The following is a 17,065-nucleotide window of genomic DNA, read 5'->3' as shown; positions in this document are numbered from 1 at the left end:
CTTTGCGCGGGAATGACGGAATTTTTTATATTTCACTGATTTTCAGTAGGAACATCTAAATGACGACACGCCCCAGCATCCGCCGCCATCGTAGCACTTTTGTGCTTTGGCGGCGGGCGTGTTTTTCAGGTTGAGGAAATTGATGATGCAAAAACAAAAAACAGCCTGTAAAAAGGCTGTTTTTTGTTTGTTTGGTGCCCAGAAGAAGACTCGAACTTCCACACCCTTGCGGATACCAGCACCTGAAGCTGGCGCGTCTACCAATTCCGCCATCTGGGCATTTTAAACATCAATTCTATTTGGTGCCCAGGGTCGGACTCGAACCGACACACCTTTCGGCGGGGGATTTTGAGTCCCCTGCGTCTACCAATTTCGCCACCTGGGCTGGTGTTGAAGCTGTGCATTATACGGGCTTTGGCGGCGCTGTCAAACCCGATTGGGCTGTTTTTTCGCAAGCGTTTGAAATTCATCAGAACAAAGCCGCCAAGTCTTTGGCGGCTTTGCGGCAAACGGGCGGGTTTACGCGCCGTAAACGGGGTATTTGTCGCACAGGGCTTTCACTTTGTCTGCCACTTGCGCCAAAGCCGCTTCGTCTTCGGGCGCTTCCAGCACGTCCGCCACCAAGTTCGCCAACACGCGTGAATCGGCTTCGTCAAAACCGCGTGTGGTAATCGCCGCCGTGCCGACACGGATACCGCTTGTTACAAACGGTTTTTCCGGGTCGTTGGGAATGGCGTTTTTGTTGATGGTGATGTGCGCCTTGCCGAGTGCTTCTTCGGCGGCTTTGCCGGTAATGTTTTTGGCACGCAAATCCACCAGGAAAACATGGCTTTCGGTGCGGCCGGAAATAATCCGCAAACCGCGTTTCACCAATTCTTCCGCCATGGCCGCCGCATTGGTTTTCACTTGTTTGGCGTAGGTTTTGAATTCCGGTTCAAGGGCTTCTTTGAACGCCACCGCTTTGGCGGCGATAACGTGCATCAGAGGCCCGCCCTGCAAGCTGGGGAAAATGCTGGAATTCAAGGCTTTTTCGTGGGTGGTGTCGCGGCACAAAATCACGCCGCCGCGCGGCCCGCGCAAGGTTTTATGCGTGGTGGTGGTTACGAAATCGGCGTGGGGGACGGGATTGGGATACTCGCCGCCCGCCACCAAACCGGCATAGTGCGCCATGTCCACAAACAAATACGCGCCCACTTTGTCGGCGATTTCGCGGAAACGCGCCCAGTCAATCTGCAAGGCGTAGGCGGACGCGCCCGCCACAATCATTTTCGGTTTGTGTTCCAGCGCAAGGCGTTCCACTTCGGCATAGTCCAACACTTCGTTTTCGTCCAAGCCGTAGGTAACGGCGTTGTAGAGTTTGCCGGAAATATTGACGGACGCGCCGTGCGTGAGATGACCGCCGTGCGCCAAGCTCATGCCCAAAATGGTGTCGCCCGGTTTCAAAACGGCGGCGTAAACGGCTTGATTGGCTTGCGAACCGGAGTGCGGCTGCACGTTGGCATACGCCGCGCCGAACAGTTGTTTCACGCGGTCAATCGCCAGTTGTTCCGCCACATCAACGTGTTCGCAGCCGCCGTAATAGCGTTTGGCGGGATAGCCTTCGGCGTATTTGTTGGTCAGTTGGCTGCCCTGCGCTTCCATCACGGCGCAGCTTACGTAGTTTTCGGAGGCAATCAGTTCAATGTGGTCTTGCTGGCGCGCGGTTTCGGCGGCGATGGCGGCGGCCAGTTCGGGGTCGTATTGGGCGATGGTAACACTTTTGGAAAACATATTTTGTCCTTATACTGGGGGGTGGTGGGAAAACGGGCGCATTGTAACCCAAACCGGCAGACTTTTCCCGCCCATGATGTTCAAGGCGCAGGGGCGGCACATCAGGCACCACCCCATGCCCCACCCGCACAAAAGCGGATTTTCCCGCCGCAAACGGCGGGGTTTCCAACCGAAAAGGCATTGTAATGAAATACGTTTTCCTGTTGGGACACGTCCGCCAACGAAGTCCCTACCACGACGACATCAAGCACATCGGCGTTTTTGCCACGTTGGCAGACGCCCGACACGCCCAAGCGCAATTATCCGACAAACCGGGCTTTCGGGATTATCCTGACGGCTTTTACATTGACAAGTGCGAAATCGGCAGAATCAATTGGTCGGACGGCTTTTTCAATTGGTACACGGAATTTGCCAAGCCGCAGGACGGCGCACCATAAACCCAAAAATCCCCGCCCGTTATCCCCACACAGAAAGGTATTTCCGATGAAACATTGTCTATGCGTTTTACTGACCCTGCTTGCCGCCGCTTGCGGTGCCGCCGAACCGTCCGCCGTGCCCGCATCTGCCGCAGCCGTCCCCGCCCGCACGGGTATTTTGATTGACGTGCGCTCTGCCGAAGAATTTGCCGCAGGGCATTTGAACCATGCGGTAAACATTCCCCACGACCAAATCGCCCGACACATCGCCGCCCTCACCGACAACCGCGACACCGAAATCCTGCTCTACTGCCGTAGCGGACGGCGTTCGGGCTTGGCACAGCAAACCCTGCACAACATGGGCTACCGCAACGTCCGCAATTTGGGCGCATACGACGATTTGAAAACACACTAAGGCGTGCCATCATTTAAATTTTTACCGGAAATCAGCACAATAAAAAACTGCCGTCATTCCCGCGCAGGCGGGAATCCACTGCCTGATGTTTGTGAAGCAAGCGTAGCTTGGGTTGAAGTGAAAACCCAACATTTTTCCGAAAATTTATGGATTTTGTTGGGTTTGCGCTTCGCTCCAACCCAACCGACACCTGCGCGGGAATGACGGTGCAGAGATTTTTCGGTCAATTGATGACACGCCCCAGACATACGTCAAGGCACATTTCCCCGCCCCGCCCGAATGTTATACAATAACGCTTTTTCCTTGCAGGACGGCTGAAATGCGCTATTCCCTGTTGTTGTCGGGCGTGTGGCAACGCCTGTTGCTGGCGGCGTGCGCCCTTGCCCTGATTTGGGGCGTGTATTTTTGGGCGGCGGCATGAGTACGCCCGCGATTGAAGTGTGCAACCTCACCGTTGCCTACCGCCAACGCACCGCCGTCCACCACCTCAACACCCGTTTTGACGGCGGCGGCATGTATGCCCTGTGCGGCCCCAACGGTGCGGGCAAATCCACCCTGCTCAAAGCGGTGATGCGGCTGCAGCGCTGTCAAACCGGCGAAGTGCGCTGGCACGGGCTGTGCCGCGCCGACATCGCTTATCTGCCGCAGCAGTCCGACATCGACCGCAGCCAGCCGATGAGCGTGTTTGAGCTGGCGGCATTGGGTTTGTGGTACGAAACCGGCTTTTTCGGCGGCGTGTCGGCAGCGCAACGTGAGCGCGTGCAGGCAGCCCTGACGCGGGTGAACATGGCGGATTTTGCCGCCAATATGATTGGCGATTTGTCCAACGGACAATTCCAGCGCGTGCTGCTGGCGCGGATGCTGGTACAAAACGCTAAATTTCTGCTGCTGGACGAACCGTTTAACGCTGTGGACGCCAAAACCACCCGCGCCCTGCTGAACGTGTTGCAGGAAGAACACCGCAACGGCCGCGCCGTGATTGCCGTTTTGCACGATTACGAACAAGTCCGCGCCCATTTTCCGCACACCCTGCTGATTGCACGGGAAAAAGTCGGCGAAGGCAACACGCGGGACGTGTTGTGCGATGCCCTGCTGCAACGCGCCAACGCGCTGGCGCAAGCGGGCGAAGACGGCGCTTGGTGTCCCGACAACTGATTTGCAAACAAATTTTTAATATCATGTTTCAACGCACAGGGCTGGACATTAAAGCAAAGCGCAGCCCTATGCCTTGCCCTGATTCGGACGGGCTTACGCCCCGCCCGAATAAAAAAGCCATTTTACCGCCGTGAACGGCGGAGTTTCAAACCGAAAAGGAATTTTGATGAAAAAATTAAGCATCTTAACCACCGTTTGCCTGCTCAACGCCTGCGCCGTTCCCAACGTGCCCACCGCCGCAAGCTGCACCACCCTGCTGGAACATTCCGCCTTTTTGGGTGCGTACCGCGATGCCTGTGTGGACAAAAACCATGACGATATCGGACGTTACGACAGCGCCACTTATTTTGTCGGCGAAACCCTGTTCAAACGGCAAAGCTGCCTGAAACCAAACAGCGATGCCGAGATTGAACGCGCCATCGCCGCCGCACAATCGCAAGCACGGTCGCCGAGCTTTTGTACCGCCTACCGCCAACGTGCCGCCGGACTGCTGCGCTATTACGAATTGCAAGAATAACCATGCACGAACTGCTTATCCAACCCTTTGTTGAATTCGGATTTATGCGCGGCGCATTGGCATCGGTGGTGATGCTCGCCTTGTCTGCCGCGCCGGTGGGCGTGTTTTTGGTGATGCGGCGCATGAGCCTGATTGGGGACGCGCTCAGCCATGCGGTGCTGCCCGGCGCGGCGGCGGGCTATATGTTGGCGGGTTTGAGCCTGCCCGCGATGAGCATCGGCGGCTTTGCCGCAGGTATGCTAATGGCATTGCTGGCAGGCTTGGCAAGCCGTTTCACCGATGTCAAGGAAGACGCCAACTTCGCCGCTTTTTATTTGAGCAGCTTGGCGGTGGGCGTTACGCTGGTGAGTTTGGGCGGCAACAGCGTGGAACTGCTGCATCTGCTGTTCGGCTCGGTGCTGGCGGTGGACGGCGCATCGCTGCTGCTGATGGCATGTGTGGCGAGCGTTACGCTGCTGGCATTGGCGGTGATGTTCCGTCCCCTGCTGCTGGAAAGCATCGACCCTTTGTTTTTACGCGCGGTCGGCGGACGCGGCGGCGTGTGGCATGTGGCGTTTTTGGTGTTGGTGGTGATGAATTTGGTGGCGGGTTTTCAGGCTTTGGGCACGCTGATGTCGGTGGGACTGATGATGCTGCCGGCGGTAACGGCGCGGCTGTGGGTGCGCGGCATCGGCGCGATGATGGCGGCGGCGGCGGCGATTGCGCTGTGCTGCGGGGCGGCGGGGCTGCTGTTTTCCTATTATGTGAACATTCCTTCGGGCCCGGCGATTATTTTGTTTTGCGGCGGGTTTTATTTGTTTTCGGTGTTGTTCGGCGTGCAAAGCGGCATCATTGCCAAACTGTTGCGGCGCAAACACCGCACCGTTTCCACCGTCCGCCCCCACGAAAGCCCCAAACCATGAATCCCGACACCTACGCCGTCCACCGCCATTTGGCACACACCATGAACGAACGGCTGGCACTGCTCAAACACCCGCCCAAACAGATTATTCTCGCCGGTGCGGACGGCGACTGCGGACGCAGCCTGCTTGCCGCCCGTTTTCCGCACGCGCGTTTTCGCGAATACGACCCGCGCCCCGAATTTTTGCACGACGCCGCCCAAGCCCGCAACCACGGACTGCTTGCCAAACTCACCGGCAAAACCGTTGCCCAAACCTGCCAAGCCGTCCACCAAACCTTGGGCTTGCCCGCCGACATGCTTTGGGCCAACCTGAGCCTGCACACCGCCGCCGACCCCGTTGCCGTATTCGACAACTGGGCAAACGCCCTGCAAACGGGCGGATTATTGTTTTTCAGCCACTTGGGCATCGACAGCCTGCAAGACGTCCGCGCCCTGCTCACCGAAAACGGCTGCCCCTGCCCTGCCCCCACCCTGCGCGACATGCACGACTTGGGCGACATGATGTTCCATCACGGCTTTTGCGACCCCGTAACCGACACCGAAAAGCTGGTACTCACCTACCAAAGCCGCACAGCCCTGTGGCAAGACTGGCAAACTTTGGGGCTGTGGCAGGCACTGCAATGCCCCGAATCCGAACAAGAACGCGCCCGCGCCCTGCTCGACCAAGCATGGGACACGGGCGCACTGCGCCGCCTGAATTTGGAAACCGTGTTCGGGCATGCCGTCAAAAAAGCCGTGTTGGCAGACAACGAACGCGAAATACGCTTCGTCCGTCCCACACAACACGGCTGAAACGGCCTGATTATTTTTCCTGTTCCCACCATTTTTCCGTTGGTGTTTCGCGGTCGAACACCTGCCCCTGCACGGGTGTCAGGGCGGCGGTGTCGGACTGTTGCAGCAAAGGCAGCAGACGGCGCACGGGTTCGTCCCACGCGTGTATGCTCAAGGCATACGCGCCCCAATGCACGGGCATCACCCGTTTGGCGCGGACGTCTTGCGCGGCTTGGGCGGTTTGTTCAGGAAACATGTGGTTGTCTGCCCAAGCGGGGTTGTATTGCCCGTTTTCCAGCAGCGCCAAATCGAATCCGCCGAAGCGCCGTCCGATTTCGGCAAAGTGTGCGCCGTAGGCGGAATCGCCCGAGTAATAGATTTGCTCGTGTGCCGTTTGCACCACCCAACCGCACCACAGGCTGCGGTTGCGGTCGCCGCCGCCGCGCCCGCTATTGTGGCGTGCGGGTACGGCATGCAGTTGCCATGCGCCCAAATCCAGCTTGTCCCACCAATCGGCTTCGCGTATGCGTTCTGCCGCCACGCCCCACGACTGCAATAATGCGCCCATGCCCAAAGGCACGATGAAGCGGGTGTCGCCCGCCGCAAAATGCCGGAGCGCGGTTTTGTCGAGATGGTCGTAGTGGTTGTGGGTGTACACCACCACGTCCACCGGCGGCAGGTCGTGCAAGGTGGCGGGCGGCGGCTGGAAACGGCGCATCATCAACGGCACAGGCGACACCGAAGCGGCAAACACGGGGTCGAAAAACACGGTTTGCCCGCCCACCCGCATCAGGGTGCTGGAATGCCCGAACCACAGCATTTTGATTTTGCCGCCGTCTGCCAAAAACGCCTGCCAATCGGGGCGCACCGCAGGCAGGGGCTGCGGCGGGGCGAACTGCCGCGATGCTGTCAGCAGCCGCCACAAGGAATACACCGCACCGCCAAACGCAACGGGGCGGGTGGGCGGGTCGTTGGCAAACGCGCCGTTGCGGTATTGGCGGCTGTGCGGATAAGCGGGGTAATCCACCGCCTGCCAACGCCAAAACACCATGCCCGCCACCAGCAAGCCCGCCGCCAAACCCGCCAAAGGCTTCCACATCACAACGCCTGCCCTGCACGGCGCGGACGCGCACCCAACACAATCAGCGTACCGAAATACAAAATCACCCCCAGCAGCAGCAAACACATCAATTGCACGGCACGGTGCCAACCGCCCACCTCCGCCCACTGCAAAGGCAGCCAGTGCTGCGCCGCCGCCAAACCCGCCCCCATCACCGCCACCGCCGCCGCAATCCGCAGCAAAAAGCCCTTCCAGCCCGGTTTGGGCACATAAATTTTCCGCATTTTCAGCAGCATCAGCAGCAAAGACGCATTCACCAACGCCCCCAAGCCGATGGCGAGCGACAAGCCCACATGCTTGAACTTCCACACCAGCAGCACATTAAACACCTGCGTGGCGACAATCGACACAATGGCGACACGGGTCGGCGTTTTCACATTTTTGCGGGCATAAAAACCCGCCGCCAAAATCTTCACCATAATCATCGCCGGCAAGCCCACCGAATACGCCATCAATGCCCAATGGGTCATTTGCGCGTCGTGCAGACTGAATTGGCGGTACATGAACAGCGTCGCCACCAAAGGAAAGCCCAATACCGCCAAGCCCAAAGCGGCGGGCAACACCAGCAGCAGGCACAGGCGCAAACCCCAATCGAGCAGTGCCGAAAATTCTTCGGTGCTGCCGGCGGCGGCGTGGCGCGACAAATTCGGCAGCAGCACCGTTCCCAACGCCGCCCCGATGACCCCTGCGGGCAACTCCATCAAACGGTCGGCGTAGTACATCCACGACACGCTGCCCGCCACCAGAAACGATGCGAACGCCGTATTAATCAGCAGCGACACCTGCGCCGCAGACGATGCGAACACCGAAGGCACCATCTGCCGCATCACATAATTGACCGCAGGGCTGCGGAAGCTCAATTTCGGACGCTTCAAAAACCCCAAACGCCACAGCCACGGCAGTTGGAACGCCAACTGCAAAATCCCGCCGACAAACACCGCCCACGCCAAAGCGGTAACCGGCGGGTCGAAATACGGCACGAAAAACACCGCAAACACAATAAACGACACGTTCAACAGCACGGGCGTAAACGCGGGAATCACAAATTTGCCGTAGGTGTTCAAAATACTGCCGACAAAAGACGACAGCGAAATAAACAAAATATAGGGAAACACGATTTGCAGCAGCGATACCGCCAATTCAAACCGCGTGCCGTCTGTGGAAAACCCGCCCGCCGTTATCCGGATAATCAAAGGTGCCGCCACAATGCCGATGGCGGTAACGATGCACAGGGCAAACAGCAACATGCCCGCCACATACTGCACGAAAAGCCGCGTGGTGCGTTCATCGCGGTTTTGGCGGTATTCTGCCAGCACGGGAATAAACGCCTGCGAAAACGCCCCTTCGGCAAACACCCGCCGCAGCAGGTTGGGCAGACGGAACGCCACCACAAACGCGTCCATCGCCGCGCCCGCACCAAAAATCCGCGCCAGTACCGCATCGCGCACGAAGCCCAAAATCCGCGACAGCATGGTCATGCTGCTGACTTTGAACAAAACGCCCAGTAGATTCATCAAAATTCCTTTTTCTGTTTGCCGTCTGCCTTTGGCGGCGGCGTGCCGGAACCAATGGGTCAAGTGTACACCAAAAAAAGCGCAAACGGTGTACCCTGCCGCGCCAAAGCCGATGATTTCCATCAATATCAAAATTTTAATTTAAAGTTTTTAGTAAAAAATCCGCCAAAGCGCGTTTTTTGCGCCGCCGCCGTGTGGGTTTTTTGCCGCAAGAAAAGTAAAAATCGGTAAAAAACGCGTATAATGTGCCGCATTTGCGTAATTTTTCATCACACAATAAGGTGCTTCACATGGCTGTAAAATACCAACGCATTCTGCTCAAACTTTCCGGCGAATCGCTGATGGGCAACGACCCTTTCGGCATCAACCGCGAAACGATTATGCGGATTGTCTCGCAAGTAAAAGAAATCGCCGATTTGGGCGTACAGGTCGGCATCGTGGTCGGCGGCGGCAATATTTTTCGCGGCGTGTCGGGTCAGGCGCAAAGCATGGACCGCGCCACCGCCGACTACATGGGCATGATGGCCACCGTGATGAACGCGCTGGCACTCAAAGACGCATTTGAAAGCTTGGGCACGAAAGCGCGGGTGCAGTCGGCATTGAGCATGCAGCAGATTGCCGAAACCTACGCCCGCCCCAAAGCCATTCAGTATTTGGAAGAAGGCAAAGTGGTGATTTTCGCCGCCGGCACGGGCAACCCCTTCTTCACCACCGACACCGCCGCCGCCCTGCGCGGCGCGGAAATGAACTGCGACATCATGATGAAGGCCACCAACGTGGACGGCGTGTACAGCGCCGACCCGAAAACAGACCCGTCCGCCACCCGCTACCAAAGCCTCACGTTTGACGAAGCCCTGATTAAAAACCTGAAAGTAATGGACGCCACCGCCTTTGCCCTGTGCCGCGAACGCCGCCTGAACATCGTCGTGTTCGACATTCACAAAACAGGCGCATTGAAAAACGTGATTTTGGGCGCAGACGAAGGCACATTGGTACACAACTGACCCGCACCCCGCGTCCAAACTTGTTGCTGCCGACAAAACGCGCTAATATTCGCCACCAGTCTTTTTGTTCTTGGAAAACATCAATATGATTAACGACATTCAAAAAACCGCCGAAACCAAAATGCAGCGTTCGCTGGAAGTGCTGCGCGAGAACCTTGCCAAAGTACGCACCGGACGCGCCCACACGGGGCTGCTCGACCAAGTGGAAGTGGAATATTACGGCAGCCCCGTGCCGGTCAGCCAAGTTGCCAACGTTACCCTGCTGGACGCGCGCACCATCGGGGTGAAAGTGTACGAAAGCAATATGGCATCGGCGGTGGAAAAAGCCATTCGCGACTCCAATTTGGGCTTGAACCCCGCCGCCATGGGCGACGTGATTCGCGTACCGATGCCCATGCTCACCGAAGAGCGCCGCAAAGACCTGATTAAAGTGGTGCGCGGCGAAGTGGAAGACGGACGCGTGGCGGTACGCAATGTGCGCCGCGATGCCAACGACCACATCAAAAAGCTGCTCAAAGACAAAGAAATCACCGAAGACGATGCACGGCGCGGCGAAGAAGCGGTGCAAAAACTCACCGACAAATACATCGCCGAAGCCGACAAGATGCTCGCCACCAAAGAAGAAGATTTGATGGCGATTTAGCCCCGCCGCGTGCGGCAAGCTGCGGATATTGTGTCAAAATAATCCCAAAAAGCGGATTTTGCGGTCGGTGGGGGTTTTTTGACATAATTTTAAGCCGATTTACACTTGCCAAGCGGCAAAGGCGCATTCCGCCGCAAGTGTGCTTGCCGCCGCCGTGTAAAGAAATGTTTGCGCCCATCGGTTTTCTTTACAAAAGTACACATTCTGCCCCGCACGGTACGCCTGAGGCAGATGTGCGCCGCCGCCGATTGGCATACAATCGCACCGTATCGTTTCCAACAAGCATGATTCACTCATTTGAAAGGCATTCAACCATGAAACATTATCTTCTGACGGCTGCCGCCGCATCGGTTTTGCTGGCTGCATGCGCCAACCAGCCCTATCAGTCCTACCAGCCCTATCCGGTGTATCCGGGCTTGGTGCAGGTGCCGTCTATGGTGCCGCAAACCACCGTCATCACGCCGCCGCCGGCACCGGTACAGCCGCAGCCGCCCGTGCAGGTACAGGTGCAAACGCCGCCGCCCGCCACCACCGCCGTTGCCACCACGGTAACCGACCTGTACGGTTGTCAAACCGCCACAGGCGCGACTTGGTCGGTGCTGCTGCAGCAGTGCGTGCAGTTATTCAATGTCGCCAACATCCGCATGGTCGACCCCGACAATCCCGCTTTGGCGGCGTATGCCATTTTCACCAAAGACCGAAAACAGGCGGAAATTTTCTCCGCCACTTTGCCCAAAGGCATTATTTTAACGGCTGCCAAAGGCGGATACATTTCGTCAGACGGCAAAATCCGTTTGGTGGACTTGGGCAAGAACAATTGGAAATTGGTTAAAAAATAAGCTTTCCCCCAAGCGAATACGCGCCTTGTCCCACTTATCGGAAACAAGGCGCGTGTTCTTATGCACCTTCCGAACCGAGCAAATACAGGAAACCAAACATGATTGCCGCCATTGATGTTGATGCCCAAAAAACCTTCACCCCGCTCTGCCCCGATGAGCTGCCCGTTGCCGGCGGCGACGAAATTGCGGACGAGCTGAATGCGCAAGCGGCGTTTGCCGGATTGCGGGTGATGACCAAAGACGCACACACCCCCGCCGCCAAATGGCTGTGCGCCTCCCGTGCCGAAATGGGACAGCCCACCGGTTTGCCCGATGCCGACCGCACTTGGGTGGCACACGCGATGGTCGGCAGCTACGGCTTCGAGCTGTTGGACGGTTTGCCCGCCGAACACGAATACGATTTTTGCGTGTGGAAAGGCACATCGCCCGAACTGCACCCCTACGGCGCGTGTTTTCACGATTTGCGCGAACGGCGCAGCACCGGTTTGATTGAGTGGCTGGACAGCAAAGGGGTGCGGGTGGTGATTGTGGGCGGCTTGGCAACCGATTATTGCGTGAAAACAACGGTGCTGCAATTGCTCAACGCCGGAAAGGCTTGGCAGGTGCTACTCAACCGCGCCGCCTGCCGCGCCATCGCCGCCGACACCGAAGCCGCCGCCCTGCGCGAAATGGCACAAGCGGGAGCATTGCTGTTTGACCACGCCGCCGCCATCGGCGATTATTTGCGGGCAAACGGCATCAATAGCCGCGCTTGACGCTGAATTCCGCCAAACCGCGCAAATAATCGGCCCTGCCGCCGTAGGGCGCAAGCGCCGACAACGCTTCGGCAAGCAGTTGCTCGGCATAGCGGCGGGCAGGTGCCAAACCGAGCAGGGCAACATAAGTGGGTTTGTTCTGCTGCGAATCCTTGCCGGCGGTTTTGCCCAGCGTGGCGGTGTCGGCTTCGCAGTCCAACACGTCATCGATGACTTGGAACGCCAGTCCGGTTTTGGCGGCAAAAACGTTCAGGCGCGACAAATCGGCATCGTCCAGCTCGGGGCAACACAGTGCGCCCAACGCCACCGATGCGCCAATCAAGGCGCCCGTTTTGCGTTCGTGCATGCGGGCAAGCGCGTGTTGGTCGAGCGTGTTGCCGACATTTGCCGAATCAATCGCCTGCCCGCCCGCCATGCCCGTGCTGCCCGTTGCGCGGGCGAGCGTTTGCAACATGCGCAGATGGCGCGGCGCGGGCAAGCCGTTGGGCAGCGACAGCAGTTCAAACGCCAAAGTTTGCAGGGCATCGCCCGCCAGCAGCGCAAAGGCCTCGCCAAAACGGATGTGGCAGGTGGGTTTGCCGCGCCGCAAATCGTCGTTGTCCATGGCGGGCATGTCGTCATGCACCAGCGAATAAACGTGCACGCACTCCACCGCCGCCATCGCGTGTTCGCAGGCTTGGCGGTCGCGGTTGCCCAATTCGGCGGCGGCGGCAACCAAGAGCGGACGCAGCCGTTTGCCCCCGCCCAATACGCTGTAGCGCATTGCCTGATGCAGGATTTCGGGGCAGACGTTACCGGCGGGCAGCAGCCGTTCGAGCAATTCTTCGGTGCGGGCGCGGGTTTGCGTTTGCCATTGTTGGAAAGCGGTGTCGGTATTCATCGGGATTCCTCAATCGTTGGTGTGTGCGCCCGTTTCGTCCAACACGAGCGCGTTCAGTCTGCCGTTTTCCCATACCGACAGTTTTTGTTCGGCATCGTGCAAAGCCGTTTCGCAAAAATCCAGCAGACGGCAGCTTTCTTCATACGCGGCAAGCGCGTCCGCCAAAGGGGTGTCGGGGCTTTGCAGAATGTGGGTCAGCGTGTCCAGCCGCGCCAAAGCGGCTTCAAAAGTTGGGTCTTTTTTTCGGGGCATGGTTATTTCAGTAAGGTTTTCAATGCCAAACGCACGCCTTCGCCGACATCGCCTGTGGGCGGAAGGTGCTTGACGGCATTTTGTGCTTCGCGTTCGCTGTAGCCGAGCGCAATCAGGGTGTGGAAAACGTCTTCGTTGCCGCCTGCTGCGGCAGCAACGGAAGCAACGGGCGCAAGCTTGCCGCGCAATTCCAATACCATGCGTTCGGCGGTTTTTTTGCCGATGCCGGGCACGGACGACAGGCGTTTGACGTCTTCCTGCGCGATGGTCTGTGCCAGCTCGTCGGCACTCATCGCCGACAAAATGCCCAAAGCGGTTTTCGCGCCGATGCCGCCGATTTTGACCAATTGGCGGAACGCGGCACGTTCTTCCCGCGCCGCAAAGCCGTAGAGCAGATGCGCGTCTTCGCGCACCACCAATTGCGTGTACAGCCGCACCGCTTCGCCAAGCGGCGGCAGCAGACAGAAAGTCTGCATCGACACGTCCAATTCGTAGCCGATGCCGCCCACGTCCACCAATACCTGAGGCGCGTGTTTTTCCGCCAAAATACCGTCTATCCTGCCAATCACCCGCATATCCTTGCACGTCAAAAGCGCCATTATACCGCGCTTGCGGCGGAAACACATTTTGACAGCCCTGCCGGCACGGATTATAATGCGCCGTTTTGTTGTCGCGCCCGCATGTTGTGCGCGGCGTTTTCCATTTCCATCGTAAATTTTACGGAGTTGAGTATGTATGCGGTCATAAAAACCGGCGGCAAGCAGTACAAAGTGCGCGTCGGCGAAAAATTGAAAGTAGAACAGATACCTGCCGAACTCGACAGCCAAATCGAACTGAACGAAGTTCTGATGATTGCTGACGGCGACGCGGTAAAAGTGGGTGCGCCCTTTATCGAAGGCGCCAAAGTTACCGCCAAAGTGGTGGCACACGGTCGCGGCGAAAAAATCCGCATTTTCAAAATGCGCCGCCGCAAGCACTATCAGAAACGTCAAGGCCACCGCCAAAACTTCACCCAAATCGAAATCTTGGCAATCGCCTGATTTTTCAACCATTTAAGGAGTATCCGACATGGCAACCAAAAAAGCAGGCGGCAGTTCCAAAAACGGCCGCGATTCCGAAGCCAAACGCTTGGGCGTAAAAGCCTTCGGCAACGAACTCATTCCCGCCGGCTCCATCATCGTGCGCCAGCGCGGCACCAAATTCCACGCCGGCGACAACGTGGGCATGGGCAAAGACCACACCCTGTTTGCCAAAGTGGACGGCTATGTGGAATTCGCCGTCAAAGGCCGTTTGAACCGCAAAACCGTCAGCGTACGCCCCCACACCGGCGCGGACGAATAACATCCGATGCAGGGCGCGCCCCGTGCGCCGCCACACCCAAACCCCGCCCCGTGCGGGGTTTTGTTCGGACGGCAGCGCCGAACACAACAGAGAACACCCGATGGAAAACGTTTTACTGGTGCGCCTGTCGAGCATGGGCGACCTGATTCACACCCTGCCCGCCGTCAGCGACTTGGCACGCCACCGTCCCGACTTGTCCCTGCACTGGCTGTGCGAAGCCGCGTTTGCCGACATCGCCCGCCTGCACCCCTTTGTGGCGCAGGTACACGAAATGCGCTGGCGGCACTGGCGCAAACGGCTTGCCAGCCCGCAAACGTGGCGCGAAATCGCGGCACTCAAACACAGCTTGCGGGCGCAAGGCTTCAGCAAAGTGGCGGAAGCACAGGGCTTAATCAAAAGCGCCCTGCCCGCACGCTGGGCAAACGCCCCCGTGTACGGCTTGGACGGCAACAGCGCGCGCGAACCGTTGGCATCGCGCCTGTACCAAGCACGCTTTCCCGTACCGCGCCACCGCGATGCCGTGTGGCGCAACCGTTGCCTGTTGGCACAAATATTCGGCTACCAAGCCACAGGCGCACCCGATTTCGGCATCCGCGCCGCCATCACCCCCCTGCCCGATGCCCCCGCACCCTACGCCCTTGCCCTGCACGCCAGCAGCCGCGACAGCAAATTATGGCTGCCGCAACACTGGGCAAACCTGTTCCAAGCCCTGCACGACACACACGGCTGGACGGTGCTGCTGCCTTGGGGCAACGCCAACGAACGCGCCCGTGCCGAACAGATGGCATCGGATTTGCCCTTTGTGCGCGTGTGCGGCAAAATGGGTTTGCGTGAAGCGGCACGGCTGCTGGCGGGTGCAGAAGCCGTCATCGGCGTGGACACGGGCTTGCTGCACCTTGCCAACGCCCTTGCCGTGCCGACTGTGGGCATCTTCACCGACAGCGACCCCGCCAAAACCGGCGTACAAACCGCGCCCGATGCCGTCAATCTCGGCGGCGTGGGGCAAATGCCCGATGCCCGCAGCGTATTTACCGCCCTGCAAACCTGCTTGGCACACCACCCGCACCGCAGCAAGGAACACCGATGAAACACCACGCCCGACACCGCAACCGCGTCCGCATCAGTGGCGGCAGCCATCGCGGCAGCATACTCACCTTTGACGACGCGGACGGCTTGCGCCCCACCCCCGACATGGTGCGCCAAAAACTGTTTAACTGGCTGGGGCAGGAGCTGCACGGACAAAACGTACTGGATTTGTTTGCCGGAAGCGGCGCATTGGGCTTGGAAGCCGCATCGCGCCACGCTGCCCGCGTGTGCCTGTGCGACCACAACCGCCGCACCGTTGCCGCACTCCACGACAACATCCGCCGGCTCGGACTGGCGCAAGCGCACGCCGTCCACAGCGAAGCCCTTGCCTTCCTGCACACCAACCGCCAACGCTTCGACTTGGTTTTGCTCGACCCGCCGTTTGCGTGGCGGGGCTGGCAAGCCCTGTTTGACGCACTGCGCCCGCATCTGGCAGACGGCGCACGGGTGTATGCCGAAGCCGCGCAACTGCCCGACTTTCCCGAATGGCTGCTGCCCCACCGCGAAAGCAGGGCGGGACAAAGCCGCTTTGTTTTGCTGCGCCGTGCCTAAAGCGTGTCATCAATTAGCCGAAAAACCCTGAAAACCCTGCACCGTCATGCCCGCGAATGCGGGAATCCACATCGAAGTACAGCAAACCTTGATAAAACATCGCTTGCCAAGCATCGGGAGATGGATTCCCGCCAGTGCGGGCATGACGGTGTTTTTTTATTGCACTGATTTTCAGTAGGAAAATTTAAATAATCACCCCACCAACACCAGCCATCGGCTATAATGGCGCATGAAGCACGCCTTTTCCAACCCACTTTCCAAAGGACAAATCATGACAAACAAACCGTCATATCTGATTGCCGCCCTGCTGATGATGCCCGTACTGGCATCGGCATGCGATGCGGTGTGCCAAAGAATGCAGCGCCAACAACAGCGCGACATGAATTATCAGATGCACCTGCAGGAAACCCAACGGATTCAGGGGCAATATAACCGAGGCTACTCTACTCCAAGTTACTATACCCGTTATGGCGTTGTTGTAGATGGTTTTGATAGCAGAAATGACAGTAGCAAGATTTTTCGTGCTGACGGCTACTCTTCAAACGACATAGCAGCAAATGTCGCCATGACTGGTTGCCAAAGCGCGGGTTTGCAATGCAGAATTCTTTTCGATTACCATAATGGCTGTTTGGCGTTATCAGCAGGACAGATGTCTTCAGGTGTGCCAAAAGTTTTTCCGGGTTTCCACGGACAGTCAAAGTGGCGGGCAAAGTCTCAGGCATTGCAAACATGTACAAATGCTGGAGCAAAAAATTGTTATATTCATGGGGAAATTAAATGTTCCCTTCCTTCGCGAACACCTTATTAAATCTCGGTCGGAAGCATGATGGTTTTCCTGATTGCTTACGGGCGCGGCGGTGGCTGTCCGTTTTGAGCCGTTTGGGCAATCTGCCGCCACGCTCTAATCGGGCGTGTCATTATTTAAACTTTTATGCTGAAAATCAGCATGATACAAAAATGCCGTTATTCCCGCGCAGGCGGGAATCCACCGCCGGATGTTTGGCAAGCGATGTTGTATCAGGGTTTGTTGTGCTTTGACTTGGATTCCCGCCTGCGCGGAAATGACGGTGCGGGGTTGTCGCGGTCAATTGATGACACGCCCTGAGTCGTGCCATCAATTAAAATTTTCTACTA

Annotated in this window: 21 protein-coding genes and 2 tRNA genes; 15 read left to right on the top strand and 8 right to left on the bottom strand. The window is 57.9% G+C overall.

Annotated elements, in window-relative coordinates:
• Positions 1-192: 192 nt before the first annotated feature.
• From G392_RS0106090 to glyA, 3 genes are all read right to left on the bottom strand, one after another.
• Positions 193-279: transfer RNA gene (locus G392_RS0106090), tRNA-Leu, on the bottom strand.
• A gap of 21 nt (positions 280-300) precedes the next feature.
• Positions 301-385 (bottom strand) — tRNA-Leu (locus tag G392_RS0106085).
• Positions 386-519: 134 nt separating this feature from the next.
• On the bottom strand, positions 520-1,770 hold the full coding sequence (gene glyA, locus G392_RS0106080) for a serine hydroxymethyltransferase (protein ID WP_027009527.1): 1,251 nt from the start codon (positions 1,768-1,770) through the stop codon (positions 520-522).
• Positions 1,771-1,955: 185 nt separating this feature from the next.
• Between glyA and G392_RS12290 the strand changes: the two genes are divergently transcribed.
• The 6 genes from G392_RS12290 (at position 1,956) to G392_RS0106045 (ending at position 5,966) form a co-directional block, all read left to right on the top strand.
• Positions 1,956-2,207, top strand: a complete 252-nt coding sequence (locus G392_RS12290; RefSeq protein WP_034334558.1) for a DUF7336 domain-containing protein — start codon at positions 1,956-1,958, stop codon at positions 2,205-2,207.
• Between the two features lie 46 nt (positions 2,208-2,253).
• Entirely contained in the window at positions 2,254-2,601 is a 348-nt protein-coding gene (locus G392_RS0106070; protein WP_027009526.1) for a rhodanese-like domain-containing protein, read from the top strand.
• Between the two features lie 417 nt (positions 2,602-3,018).
• A complete protein-coding gene (locus G392_RS0106060) occupies positions 3,019-3,756 on the top strand; it encodes a metal ABC transporter ATP-binding protein (RefSeq protein WP_211224351.1) in 738 nt (245 codons plus the stop codon).
• A 166-nt stretch (positions 3,757-3,922) separates the two neighbouring features.
• The gene (locus G392_RS0106055) at positions 3,923-4,273 is read left to right on the top strand and encodes a hypothetical protein (RefSeq protein WP_027009523.1); all 351 of its coding nucleotides are present in this window, start codon (positions 3,923-3,925) and stop codon (positions 4,271-4,273) included.
• A gap of 2 nt (positions 4,274-4,275) precedes the next feature.
• Entirely contained in the window at positions 4,276-5,175 is a 900-nt protein-coding gene (locus tag G392_RS0106050; protein WP_211224350.1) for a metal ABC transporter permease, read from the top strand.
• On the top strand, positions 5,172-5,966 hold the full coding sequence (locus tag G392_RS0106045; protein WP_027009521.1) for a class I SAM-dependent methyltransferase: 795 nt from the start codon (positions 5,172-5,174) through the stop codon (positions 5,964-5,966). The genes G392_RS0106050 and G392_RS0106045 overlap by 4 nt, the downstream gene beginning before the upstream one ends.
• A gap of 10 nt (positions 5,967-5,976) precedes the next feature.
• Here the strand turns inward: G392_RS0106045 and G392_RS0106040 are convergent, their stop codons facing one another.
• Positions 5,977-7,044: an MBL fold metallo-hydrolase gene (locus tag G392_RS0106040; RefSeq protein ID WP_156900828.1), complete on the bottom strand. Its 1,068-nt coding sequence runs from the start codon at positions 7,042-7,044 to the stop codon at positions 5,977-5,979.
• Entirely contained in the window at positions 7,044-8,579 is a 1,536-nt protein-coding gene (gene murJ / locus G392_RS0106035) for a murein biosynthesis integral membrane protein MurJ (RefSeq protein WP_027009519.1), read from the bottom strand. The genes G392_RS0106040 and murJ overlap by 1 nt, the downstream gene beginning before the upstream one ends.
• Positions 8,580-8,869: 290 nt before the next feature.
• Between murJ and pyrH the strand changes: the two genes are divergently transcribed.
• The 4 genes from pyrH (at position 8,870) to G392_RS0106010 (ending at position 11,820) form a co-directional block, all read left to right on the top strand.
• Positions 8,870-9,583, top strand: a complete 714-nt coding sequence (gene pyrH, locus G392_RS0106025) for a UMP kinase (protein ID WP_027009518.1) — start codon at positions 8,870-8,872, stop codon at positions 9,581-9,583.
• Between the two features lie 85 nt (positions 9,584-9,668).
• Positions 9,669-10,226 (top strand): ribosome recycling factor, encoded by a 558-nt coding sequence (frr, locus tag G392_RS0106020; protein WP_027009517.1) that lies wholly within the window; start codon positions 9,669-9,671, stop codon positions 10,224-10,226.
• A 314-nt stretch (positions 10,227-10,540) separates the two neighbouring features.
• A complete protein-coding gene (locus tag G392_RS14045) occupies positions 10,541-11,065 on the top strand; it encodes a hypothetical protein (protein WP_051255611.1) in 525 nt (174 codons plus the stop codon).
• Between the two features lie 98 nt (positions 11,066-11,163).
• Entirely contained in the window at positions 11,164-11,820 is a 657-nt protein-coding gene (locus tag G392_RS0106010; RefSeq protein ID WP_027009516.1) for an isochorismatase family protein, read from the top strand.
• On the opposite strand, the gene G392_RS0106005 is transcribed toward G392_RS0106010, so the two are convergent.
• From G392_RS0106005 to ruvA, 3 genes are read right to left on the bottom strand one after another with little or no spacing between them, the layout of a single operon-like run.
• Positions 11,804-12,700, bottom strand: a complete 897-nt coding sequence (locus tag G392_RS0106005; RefSeq protein ID WP_027009515.1) for a polyprenyl synthetase family protein — start codon at positions 12,698-12,700, stop codon at positions 11,804-11,806. The genes G392_RS0106010 and G392_RS0106005 overlap by 17 nt on opposite strands.
• A gap of 9 nt (positions 12,701-12,709) precedes the next feature.
• Positions 12,710-12,952: an exodeoxyribonuclease VII small subunit gene (gene xseB, locus G392_RS0106000; RefSeq protein ID WP_027009514.1), complete on the bottom strand. Its 243-nt coding sequence runs from the start codon at positions 12,950-12,952 to the stop codon at positions 12,710-12,712.
• 2 nt (positions 12,953-12,954) lie between these two features.
• Positions 12,955-13,521 (bottom strand): Holliday junction branch migration protein RuvA, encoded by a 567-nt coding sequence (gene ruvA / locus G392_RS0105995; RefSeq protein ID WP_027009513.1) that lies wholly within the window; start codon positions 13,519-13,521, stop codon positions 12,955-12,957.
• A 162-nt stretch (positions 13,522-13,683) separates the two neighbouring features.
• Here ruvA and rplU point away from each other — a divergent pair, with 162 nt between their 5' ends.
• From rplU to G392_RS13265, 5 genes are all read left to right on the top strand, one after another.
• The gene (rplU, locus tag G392_RS0105985; protein ID WP_027009512.1) at positions 13,684-13,992 is read left to right on the top strand and encodes a 50S ribosomal protein L21; all 309 of its coding nucleotides are present in this window, start codon (positions 13,684-13,686) and stop codon (positions 13,990-13,992) included.
• A gap of 28 nt (positions 13,993-14,020) precedes the next feature.
• A complete protein-coding gene (gene rpmA, locus G392_RS0105980) occupies positions 14,021-14,293 on the top strand; it encodes a 50S ribosomal protein L27 (protein ID WP_027009511.1) in 273 nt (90 codons plus the stop codon).
• 100 nt (positions 14,294-14,393) lie between these two features.
• Complete coding sequence (gene waaC / locus G392_RS0105975) at positions 14,394-15,380, top strand: lipopolysaccharide heptosyltransferase I (RefSeq protein ID WP_027009510.1); 987 nt, start codon at positions 14,394-14,396, stop codon at positions 15,378-15,380.
• Complete coding sequence (gene rsmD / locus G392_RS0105970) at positions 15,377-15,931, top strand: 16S rRNA (guanine(966)-N(2))-methyltransferase RsmD (RefSeq protein WP_027009509.1); 555 nt, start codon at positions 15,377-15,379, stop codon at positions 15,929-15,931. Before waaC ends, rsmD begins: the two co-directional genes overlap by 4 nt.
• 271 nt (positions 15,932-16,202) lie before the next feature.
• Positions 16,203-16,739 (top strand): DUF4189 domain-containing protein, encoded by a 537-nt coding sequence (locus G392_RS13265; RefSeq protein WP_169718745.1) that lies wholly within the window; start codon positions 16,203-16,205, stop codon positions 16,737-16,739.
• Positions 16,740-17,065: the final 326 nt, after the last annotated feature.

The sequence above is a fragment of the Conchiformibius kuhniae DSM 17694 genome (genome assembly GCF_000428785.1).
Taxonomy (GTDB): domain Bacteria; phylum Pseudomonadota; class Gammaproteobacteria; order Burkholderiales; family Neisseriaceae; genus Conchiformibius; species Conchiformibius kuhniae.
The sequence above is the reverse complement of the archived record's forward strand: the minus strand, read 5'-3'. Positions and strand labels throughout refer to the sequence as shown.

What these genes read in the sequence shown, in the direction of transcription:
- glyA (WP_027009527.1), bottom strand. Translation starts at nt 1,770, where the DNA reads ATGTTTTCCAAAAGTGTTACCATCGCCCAATACGACCCCGAACTGGCC.
- G392_RS12290 (WP_034334558.1), top strand. Translation starts at nt 1,956, where the DNA reads ATGAAATACGTTTTCCTGTTGGGACACGTCCGCCAACGAAGTCCCTAC.
- G392_RS0106070 (WP_027009526.1), top strand. Translation starts at nt 2,254, where the DNA reads ATGAAACATTGTCTATGCGTTTTACTGACCCTGCTTGCCGCCGCTTGC.
- G392_RS0106060 (WP_211224351.1), top strand. Translation starts at nt 3,019, where the DNA reads ATGAGTACGCCCGCGATTGAAGTGTGCAACCTCACCGTTGCCTACCGC.
- G392_RS0106055 (WP_027009523.1), top strand. Translation starts at nt 3,923, where the DNA reads ATGAAAAAATTAAGCATCTTAACCACCGTTTGCCTGCTCAACGCCTGC.
- G392_RS0106050 (WP_211224350.1), top strand. Translation starts at nt 4,276, where the DNA reads ATGCACGAACTGCTTATCCAACCCTTTGTTGAATTCGGATTTATGCGC.
- G392_RS0106045 (WP_027009521.1), top strand. Translation starts at nt 5,172, where the DNA reads ATGAATCCCGACACCTACGCCGTCCACCGCCATTTGGCACACACCATG.
- G392_RS0106040 (WP_156900828.1), bottom strand. Translation starts at nt 7,044, where the DNA reads ATGTGGAAGCCTTTGGCGGGTTTGGCGGCGGGCTTGCTGGTGGCGGGC.
- murJ (WP_027009519.1), bottom strand. Translation starts at nt 8,579, where the DNA reads ATGAATCTACTGGGCGTTTTGTTCAAAGTCAGCAGCATGACCATGCTG.
- pyrH (WP_027009518.1), top strand. Translation starts at nt 8,870, where the DNA reads ATGGCTGTAAAATACCAACGCATTCTGCTCAAACTTTCCGGCGAATCG.
- frr (WP_027009517.1), top strand. Translation starts at nt 9,669, where the DNA reads ATGATTAACGACATTCAAAAAACCGCCGAAACCAAAATGCAGCGTTCG.
- G392_RS14045 (WP_051255611.1), top strand. Translation starts at nt 10,541, where the DNA reads ATGAAACATTATCTTCTGACGGCTGCCGCCGCATCGGTTTTGCTGGCT.
- G392_RS0106010 (WP_027009516.1), top strand. Translation starts at nt 11,164, where the DNA reads ATGATTGCCGCCATTGATGTTGATGCCCAAAAAACCTTCACCCCGCTC.
- G392_RS0106005 (WP_027009515.1), bottom strand. Translation starts at nt 12,700, where the DNA reads ATGAATACCGACACCGCTTTCCAACAATGGCAAACGCAAACCCGCGCC.
- xseB (WP_027009514.1), bottom strand. Translation starts at nt 12,952, where the DNA reads ATGCCCCGAAAAAAAGACCCAACTTTTGAAGCCGCTTTGGCGCGGCTG.
- rplU (WP_027009512.1), top strand. Translation starts at nt 13,684, where the DNA reads ATGTATGCGGTCATAAAAACCGGCGGCAAGCAGTACAAAGTGCGCGTC.
- rpmA (WP_027009511.1), top strand. Translation starts at nt 14,021, where the DNA reads ATGGCAACCAAAAAAGCAGGCGGCAGTTCCAAAAACGGCCGCGATTCC.
- waaC (WP_027009510.1), top strand. Translation starts at nt 14,394, where the DNA reads ATGGAAAACGTTTTACTGGTGCGCCTGTCGAGCATGGGCGACCTGATT.
- rsmD (WP_027009509.1), top strand. Translation starts at nt 15,377, where the DNA reads ATGAAACACCACGCCCGACACCGCAACCGCGTCCGCATCAGTGGCGGC.
- G392_RS13265 (WP_169718745.1), top strand. Translation starts at nt 16,203, where the DNA reads ATGACAAACAAACCGTCATATCTGATTGCCGCCCTGCTGATGATGCCC.